Genomic DNA, 8,291 nt, shown 5'->3' with positions numbered 1-8,291 from the left:
CGCTCGCCGGGCTCGCCCGTCATCCAATCCGTGGACACGCGGGCGCCCGAATCGAGCAACACCGCGTCCACTGGCACCAGGTCCCCCGGCGCAATCACCAGCACGTCGCCGTCGGCCACCTCCGCGGCGCGCACGGTGGCGAGCCGTGCGCCCTCCTCCCTGCGCACGAAGAGCCCCTCCGCCCCGTCGTCATCCAGCAGGAAGCGCCGGTTGCGCTCCAACACGCGCTGCTGGAGCCACCGCCCCACCAGCATCAGCGTGACAAAGGTATTGAGCGTGTCGAAGTACGCCAGGTCGCCGCGCCCTCCGCGCGCCTGCGCCAGCGACATGCCGAACACCAGCAGGATGCCCAGGGCGATGGGCAGGTCCAGGTGCGGCACGCCGCGCCGCAAGCCCTGGAGCGCGGAGCGGAAGAATGGCCAGCCTCCCACCACCACGACCGCCGACGACAGCCACAGGCTCAGCCGCGTGAAGAGGCGGAAGAGCTCGCCATCCTCCGGCGTGAGCCCCACGTAGAAGCTCACCGAGAACAGCATCACGTTCATCGACAGCGCGGCGCAGATGCCCAGGCGGATGGGCAGGTCCAGGCTCGTGCGCTCCGGGCGCTTGCGGCTGGGTCCGAAGCGGTAGCCAAAGCCCTCCACGTCGCGCAGGAACTCCGCCACATCGAAGGCGCCGCGCCGCCACAGCATCCGCGCCTTGCCCAGGGCCGGGTCCACCGTCAGGCCCGCCCCGCCCGGCCGCCGGCGGAACAGCTCGTTCATCAGCCACACGCACGCGGCGCAGTGGATGCCCTGCACGTCCAGCTCGAGCGCACACAGGGGACCCGGAAGGGCCTCGGCGCGGCTGATGAGCGGCTCCAGCCACGCGAACGCGCGTGCCTTGCGCGGCTCAGGCGCGGGCGCCGTCTTTCCTTGCGTGAGCTGGTAGTAGCGCGTGAGCCCCTGCTCCACGAGCAGGCCGTGCACGGCCTCGCACCCCACGCAGCAGAAGTCGCGCGCCGCGCTCCCGGGAGGAACGGGACTGCCGCAGTGGAGACAGGCGGCCGGAGCAGGCTCCGATGGCGTGGAGGCAGGCATTCACGATGTCACCTTGCGAACGGCATGCCTGTTGCGATGCACCGCGCGCATGTCGCTCGAACCGGCCGCGCTCGCCTCGCTGCTGCACACCACCGGCCCCACCCCCACAGTCATCGCCGGAGCACTCGGCGCCTTCGTGGTGGGGCTCACGGGGAGCGTGCACTGCCTCCTCATGTGCGGACCGCTGGCCTGCGCGGGCCTGCCCGGCGCTCCAGGCCCGGAGCGGCGCAGGGCCGTCGCCGCCTACCAGGGAGCGCGCCTGGGCGCCTATGCCCTCGTGGGCGGCGCGCTGGGCATGCTGGGCGGCGGCGTCACCCAGGCGCTGGCCGTCTCCACGCGGCCCTACCTCCCGTGGCTGATGGCCGCGGCCCTCATCGCGTCCGCGCTGGAGCTGGGGAAGCGCCTGCGCCCGCTGCCGGGCATGGCGAACCTCGCGCGGCGGGTGACGCGCTGGGGCGCAAAGTTTTCGTGGACGGGCCGCGCGAGCGCAATGGGTGCGGTGACGCCGCTGCTGCCCTGCGGTCTGCTCTACGGCGTCTTCGCGGTGGCGCTGGCCAGCGGCTCGTTCCTGGGTGGCGCGCTGGTGCTGGGCGCCTTCGCGCTCGGCGGCCTGCCTGCCCTGCTGGGCGCGCAGCTCCAGGCGGCCTTGTGGAAGCAGTGCCCGAAGCAGGTCTCGTTCATGCTGCGACGAGCAGTGCCGCTGGTGGCGGCGGCGGTGCTCATCTACCGGGCAGTGAGCGTGAATCCCGGCGGCGCCAGTTGTCATTGAGCGGGGCGCATGCCCAGCTTGTGTCCGGGGGCACGCCCGACAGCCATCATGAAGCTCAGCCTCACACCCTTCGCCGAGCGCCTGGCCACCAGCTACTGGCTCGTCCCAGCACTCTGCGTGTTCGCCTCCATCGGCCTGTCCCAGCTCGCCCAGGCGATAGACGCCCGCCTGCCGCAGGACGAGCAGACCTGGTACCTCTTCCAGGGAGGCCCCGAAGGCGCGCGCTCCGTGCTCTCCGCGGTGGCCTCGTCGATGATGACGTTCGCCGGCCTCGTCTTCTCCGTCACCATCCTGGTGCTCCAGCAGGCCAGCAACCAGTTCTCGCCCCGAATCCTGCGCACCTTCCTCCGGGACCGGAAGAGCCAGCTGTCCCTCGGCATCTTCGTGGGGACGTTTGTCTACGCCCTGCTGGCGATGCGCAGCGTGCGGGGCACCTCGGAGAACCTGGACATCGAGAGCCACGTCCCGTCGCTCTCCGTCTGGCTCGCCGTCGTGTTCGTGCTGATCAGCGTGGGCACCTTCATCTTCTTCATCCACCACGTGGCCCAGTCCATTCGCGCCGTGGTCATCCTCGGGCGGATTCGCGACGAGACGTGCGAGACGCTGGAGCGCATGTACCCGGAGGGCGTCGGCCATGATGCCGAGGATGCCCCGCTGGAGCGCCCCCAGGGCACGCCCTCGCTCGTGGTGCCACACGCGGGCCGCTCCGGGGTGCTCGTCACCCTGGACGAGGAGCAGTTGTTGCGGTGCGCCCAGCGGGCCGATGTCACGCTGTTGGTGGTGCCGATGATGGGCGACTTCGTTCCCCATGGCAGCGCGCTCTTCGAAGTGTGGGGTGATGCCGGGTCGCTCGACCTCGAGACCGCCCTGTCCTCGGTCCAGGTTGGCCGCGAGCGCACGCTCCAGCAGGACACGGCCTTCGGGTTCCGCCAGCTCGTCGACATCGCGGAGCGCGCCCTCTCGCCTGGCACCAACGACCCGTCCACGGCCGTCCAGGCCATTGACCAGCTCCATGACCTGCTGCGCAGGCTGGTCCTCCGGCACTTCCCCAGCCTCCGCCGGCTGGACGACCAGGGCGTCCCGCGGCTCATCTGCCCGCGCCCTGACTTCAATGACTACGTGCGGCTTTCGATGGATGAGATTCGCGAATATGGAGAGGGCTCCATCCAGGTGGCCCGCCGCCTGCGCTTCCTGCTGGAGGACCTGCTGCGCGTGGCGCCGGTCTTCCGGCGCGAAGAGCTGGAGCGCCAGCGCGCGCTGCTCGACGCCAACGTCACCCGGGGCTTCGAGGATGCGCGGGTCGCGGAAGAGGCCCGGCGCGCCGGGCCCCAGGGCCATGGGCCGCGCTGAGCCGGGCCACGGCGTCAGCGCAACGAGGCCACCGCCTCGAGCGCGGAGGGCTCACCCGCGACGAGCAGCGCGTCAGACGGGGTGAGCAGCCGGTCCGGGTCCGGCACCGGGAGCATGCGGTCCTGCAGCACGTCGTGCACGGCCACCACGTGGACGCGGTAGCGCTGCGGCAGGGCCAGTGCGCGCAGGCTCTTGCCGTACCACTCCTCCGGCACGGGCATCTCCTGCAGCCCGAACTCCGGCCCCAGTTGCACGTACTGCAGGAGCCGGCCACTGGTGATGCGGCTGGCCAGTCCCAGGGCGCTCTCCCGCTCGGGGAAGATGCTCTCGGTGGCCCCCAGTGCGTCCGCGATGCGCGCGTGGTCATCCGAGCGGACCTTCACGTAGATGTCCTCGATGCCCGTGTCCCGCAAAGCGAGCAGCGCGAGGATGCTGGCCGAGAGGTCCTCTCCCGTGGAGACGATGGCGGCGTCCGCCCCTCGCGCGCCCACTTCCTCCAACACCTGGCGCTGCGTGGCGTCTCCCACCATGGCCTTGGACACGCGCGAGCCCAGGGCGTCGACCACCGCCGGGCGTGGGTCGATGGCGATGACGTCATGCCCCTGCTCATGCAGGCGCGCGGCGATGACCGAGCCGAAGTTGCCCAGACCCACCACGATGATGCGCTTCATCCGTGCTCCTTAACCAACGATGAGGTCCTCTTGCGCGGGGCGCACGTGCCGCAGGTGCGTCCGGGCGCGCAGGCTGAGGGCCGCGAAGAAGGACAGCGGCCCCAGCCTCCCCACGAACATCAGCCCGATGATTTGCAGTTTGCCCGCCACGCTCAGGGAGGGCGACACGTCCATGGTCAGCCCCACCGTACAGAAGGCGCTGACCACCTCGAAGAAGACGGGCAGGAAGCTGGCGCGCGCGGCCTGCACCGACTCCGCCCCGCGCGCCTCCGTGAAGCTGAGCACGAAGACGGCGGCGGTCATCAGCCCGAAGGCGATGAGGGCCAGCGACACGGTGCGCTCGATGGTGCCCTCCGGGATGGCGCGCCCATGCAGCTCCGCGTGCCGGCGGCCCCGGATGCGCGTGAAGGCGAGCGCGGCCAGCACCGCCAGCGTCGTCGTCTTCAGGCCTCCGGCCGTGGAGCCAGGGCTGCCGCCCACCACCATCAGCAGGATGGTGAAGAAGCCGCTCGCGTTGCTCACCTCGGAGTAGCTCACGCTGTTGAAGCCCGCCGTGCGCGCCGTGGCGGACATGAACCAGGCGTTGGCCACCCGGTCCACGTAGCCCAGGGGCGCCAGCGTCCCCCGCCACTCGAAGAGCGCGAAGAGCACGGTGCCGACCACCAGCAACACCCCGGTGACGAGCAGCGCCGCGAAGGTGTGCACGCTCATCCGCCGCGAGCGCTGGTCCCGGCTGCGCCACCAGCGCAGCGCCTCCTCGCTGGACAGGTAGCCCAGGCTCCCCAGGATGATGAGGAAGGAGATGACCAGGAGTGTGAGGGGCGCCCGGTTGAAGCCCACCATCGAATCATTGAACGTGGAGAACCCGGCGTTGCAGAAGGCGCTGACCGAGTGGAAGACGGCGTGCCAGGCCGCCTCCTTCCAGCCGAACCGCGGCAGCCACAGCAGCCACAGCAGCAGCGCCCCCAGCGCCTCCACCCCCAGGGTGAAGCGAGCGACCCGCAGCGTCAGGGACAGCACGTTCTCCCGGTGCGTGTAGTCAATGGGCGCACCGACAATGACCTCGCTGCGGAGGGACAGCCGCCGGCCCAACGCGCCGATGACGAGCGTGGTGAGGGTGACGAGCCCCAGTCCGCCCAGCTGGATGAAGACGAGCAGCCACAGCTGCCCCCAGAGGGTGAAGGCCGTCGCGGTGTCCACCACGGCGAGGCCCGTCACGCACACCGCGCTGGTCATGGTGAAGAGCGCGTCGAGGAAGCCCAGGCGCGGGCCGGTATACAGCGCCGGGAGCCAGAGCAACCCCGCCGTCCCCACCGCGATGAGGACCGCGAAGGAGAGCGCCAGCAGCATCGCCGGGGAGATGGAGAACCAGCGCAGCCAGAGCCAACGGAAGGGGGAACGAAGAAATGAGTCCACGGAGCAATGCGGACCATCCTCCAAGTCGGGGGATTCCACCAGTTTCCCACGCGCGGACCCAGGGCAGGCCGCGCGGCGGCCCTTACCCGCCGCGTCGCTTCGGGCCTCGCCGCCCGCTCGAAGCCGCCGGCGCCTTCGGCAGGTGCCGCAGCCCCATCCACCCGAGCGCCGCGACGTGGCGCGCGACATGGTCAATGGAGAAGGAGCGCCCGTCCTCCGCCCACCACTGCCCCACCTGCGTCACCATGCCCACCAGCGCGTTCGCGTAGATGGGGGCGAGCTTGGGGTCGTAGCCGGCGTGCTCGAACTCGCTCTTGAAGATGTCCGAGACGCGCAGCGCCAGGTCGTCGATGACGCGCGTCAGGCCCCGCCGTCCCGCCGCCAGCGGTGAGTCGCGCGTCATCACCGCGAAGCCCGCGGGCTCCGCCTTGGCGTAGGTCATGAAGGCCAGCACCGCCCGCTCGAACCGCTCGCGAGGCGTGCCCGTGGCGATGCTCTCCGACACGCGCGTCACCAGGTCATCCATCTCCCGGTCCACGATGGCCGCGTAGAGCCCCTCCTTCGCGCCGAAGTGCTCGTAGACGATGGGCTTCGACACGCCCGCCTGGTGGGCCACCTCCTCGATGGAGGTCGCCTCATAACCCTTCGAGGCGAACACGCCTCGCCCCACCGCCATCAACTGGGCCCGGCGGTCGGCACCCGACAGTCGCTTCTTCGTCGCCACGTTGACCTCGAACCTACCCAACAGTAACTTACCCAACCGTAACCTTACAACTGGAAACTCTCCGGTGGAGTTGGAGCCCTCATGTATCCCGTCTCTCGCCGAGCCGTCCTGCCCGACGCAGCCGCGCTCAACGTCCTCGCCGTATTCGAAGCGCGGGTCCGGTCCTGAGCGCCCAGGTCGCGGAGAAGCCGAAGCTGCGCGGCGTCCTGCATCAGTTCGCCGCCCCGGGTGCGCTGGGGGCGGGCCTGGTGCTCGTCTCGATGGCGCCGACGGACCGGGCCGCGGCCGCGGCCGCGGTGTTCGCCTTCAGCCTGGTGGTGTTGTTCGCGGTCAGCGCGACCTACCACCGGGTGAACTGGTCCACGCGTGGGAGGACATGGATGCGGCGCATGGACCACGCCTCCATCTTCATCCTCATCGCGGGCACCTACACGCCCGTCGCGCTGCTGGGCATCTCCGGGGCCGCGGGCGACGGCCTGCTGCTCCTCATCTGGGCGGGCGCGCTCGCCGGAGTCCTCCAGTCGCTGTTCTGGATACAGGCGCCCAAGGTGGTGACGGCGGCGCTGGCCGTCGCGGTCGGCTGGACGCTGGTGCCGTACTTCGATGAAGCCCGGCAGGCCCTCTCGGGCAGCGACCTGACGCTCATCCTCGCGGGAGGCGTCGCCTACACGGCGGGCGCCGTCGCGTATGCCCTGAAGCGGCCGAACCTCCTGCCCGGCGTCTTCGGCTACCACGAGGTGTTCCACGCCTTGACGCTGGTCGGCGCGGGGCTCCACTTCACCGTCGTCCTGAGGCTCGTCCGCGCCGCGACGGTGTAGGCGGAGCAACACCAGGCCACTGGCGTCGAGCACCTGCACCGCACGCCCGAGCCCGGTGGGCGGAGCGGTCTCAAAACACCAGTCAAATGTAACTCAAAATGTCACACACATTCCTCACACATGAGAACGTCACTCGCAATGCCACACGCATCTCCCAGTATACCTTGGACTCAAGGAAATAACTGAGTACGGAAACATGAGATAAATGAACCCGGGCTGTTGAAGCGGCGACTTCAACATGTATCATCCATATCAACAGTGAAGCCTCCGCGACGAGAGTTCGAGTGCAGCACCACGGTCGTCCATGAGGATCCACTTGTCAGGGATCACCGCGTCCACGGCGTTCGCATCATGCCGGGCGTCGTCTTCCTCGATCTGGTTCTCCGCGCCCTGACGGCGCGGGGACTCGATACGACCGCGCTGGAGCTGCGAAACATCCTGTTCATTGAGCCCGTCGCCACGACGGAACGGTCCGGCAGGAGGATCCGCCTGTGTTTCACTCCCCAGGAGACCGCGACGACGCACTGGCAGGTGGTGGCGACCAGTTGGCCCGTGTCCTCCACGGGTGAGTCCCAGGGAGCGCCTGCCGAGAACTTCCGCTGCGAGGTCCACGTCACCCACGCGCCGCTCGATGGGCGGCTCGACGTCGCCCGCCTGATGCGCCAGGCCGAGCGGATATCGGACGTGGATGACGCCTATGCGTATGCGCGCGGCGCGGCCATCGAGCACCTCGAGTTCATGAAGGGGCAGGGCCAGCTCTACTTCCATGAGCGCGAGGTGCTGGGGGCGCTGCACCTGAGCGACGCCGCGCTCGAGCACCTGGAGGACTTCCACCTCCACCCCGTCTTCCTGGACAGCGCCACCCTGCTGCCCTTCCTCTACATGCTGCAGCGGCCAGAGCTGGCGCTACAGCCCTTCATCCCCATCCACATCGAGTCCTTCCGCGCGGGCCACGCGCCGGGCGAGCGCGTCTTCGTTCACGTGCGGCAGGACAGCACCGGGCTGGTGGCGGACGACCTCTTCCACAGTGACCTCGACTTCTACGCGCCTGATGGCCAGCGCATCGCGGCCTTGCGCAAGCTGTCCACCAAGCGCATCCGCTCCGAAGGCCTGATTTCGCGGCTGCAGGCGCCTCAGAGTCGAGAGCCCGCGCGGGCCGCCGAGGTGCAACCCGCCGCTCCCGCGCCCTCCGTGCTCGACTACCTGCGCGGCCTGCTCGCCACGGAGCTGCAGGTCGACGCCAGCGCGCTCGACGACTCGGAGAACTTCTACTCGCAGGGGCTGGACTCGGCGCACCTGCTGCGGCTCGTGCGGCGGCTCGAACAGGACCTCGACGTCAAGCTCTACCCCACGCTGCTGTTCGAGCACAGCACCCCGCGGGAGCTGGCGGACTACCTCGAGAAACACCACGGAGCGCAGACGTCGAGGCTGCTCGCGTCGCCCGCGACGAAGGGGGGCCCGCCG

Annotated in this window: 8 protein-coding genes; 4 read left to right on the top strand and 4 right to left on the bottom strand. The window is 69.8% G+C overall.

Annotation, left to right across the window (positions count from 1 at the left end):
* Window positions 1-1,079 (bottom strand): heavy metal translocating P-type ATPase metal-binding domain-containing protein (locus G4D87_RS28840; RefSeq protein WP_163785921.1); only part of this gene is annotated, 1,079 nt, incomplete at its 3' end.
* Window positions 1,080-1,128: 49 nt separating this feature from the next.
* Here G4D87_RS28840 and G4D87_RS28835 point away from each other — a divergent pair.
* Both G4D87_RS28835 and G4D87_RS28830 read left to right on the top strand, forming a co-directional pair.
* A complete protein-coding gene (locus G4D87_RS28835) occupies window positions 1,129-1,848 on the top strand; it encodes a sulfite exporter TauE/SafE family protein (protein ID WP_163785920.1) in 720 nt (239 codons plus the stop codon).
* 48 nt (window positions 1,849-1,896) lie between these two features.
* Entirely contained in the window at window positions 1,897-3,198 is a 1,302-nt protein-coding gene (locus G4D87_RS28830) for a DUF2254 domain-containing protein (protein WP_163785919.1), read from the top strand.
* Window positions 3,199-3,212: 14 nt separating this feature from the next.
* Here G4D87_RS28830 and G4D87_RS28825 read toward each other — a convergent pair whose 3' ends face one another.
* From G4D87_RS28825 to G4D87_RS28815, 3 genes are all read right to left on the bottom strand, one after another.
* Entirely contained in the window at window positions 3,213-3,869 is a 657-nt protein-coding gene (locus tag G4D87_RS28825) for a potassium channel family protein (protein ID WP_163785918.1), read from the bottom strand.
* Between the two features lie 9 nt (window positions 3,870-3,878).
* The gene (locus G4D87_RS28820) at window positions 3,879-5,285 is read right to left on the bottom strand and encodes a TrkH family potassium uptake protein (RefSeq protein WP_240358687.1); all 1,407 of its coding nucleotides are present in this window, start codon (window positions 5,283-5,285) and stop codon (window positions 3,879-3,881) included.
* 82 nt (window positions 5,286-5,367) lie between these two features.
* Window positions 5,368-6,009, bottom strand: coding sequence for a TetR/AcrR family transcriptional regulator (locus tag G4D87_RS28815; RefSeq protein ID WP_240358686.1), 642 nt, complete (start codon window positions 6,007-6,009; stop codon window positions 5,368-5,370).
* Between the two features lie 143 nt (window positions 6,010-6,152).
* Between G4D87_RS28815 and trhA the strand changes: the two genes are divergently transcribed.
* Both trhA and G4D87_RS28805 read left to right on the top strand, forming a co-directional pair.
* On the top strand, window positions 6,153-6,827 hold the full coding sequence (gene trhA / locus G4D87_RS28810; protein ID WP_240358688.1) for a PAQR family membrane homeostasis protein TrhA: 675 nt from the start codon (window positions 6,153-6,155) through the stop codon (window positions 6,825-6,827).
* A 258-nt stretch (window positions 6,828-7,085) separates the two neighbouring features.
* The coding region (locus G4D87_RS28805) for a phosphopantetheine-binding protein (protein WP_205507761.1) at window positions 7,086-8,291 on the top strand (1,206 nt) is incomplete at its 3' end.

The sequence above is a fragment of the Myxococcus vastator genome (genome assembly GCF_010894475.1).
Lineage (GTDB): Bacteria > Myxococcota > Myxococcia > Myxococcales > Myxococcaceae > Myxococcus > Myxococcus vastator.
The sequence above is the reverse complement of the archived record's forward strand: the minus strand, read 5'-3'. Positions and strand labels throughout refer to the sequence as shown.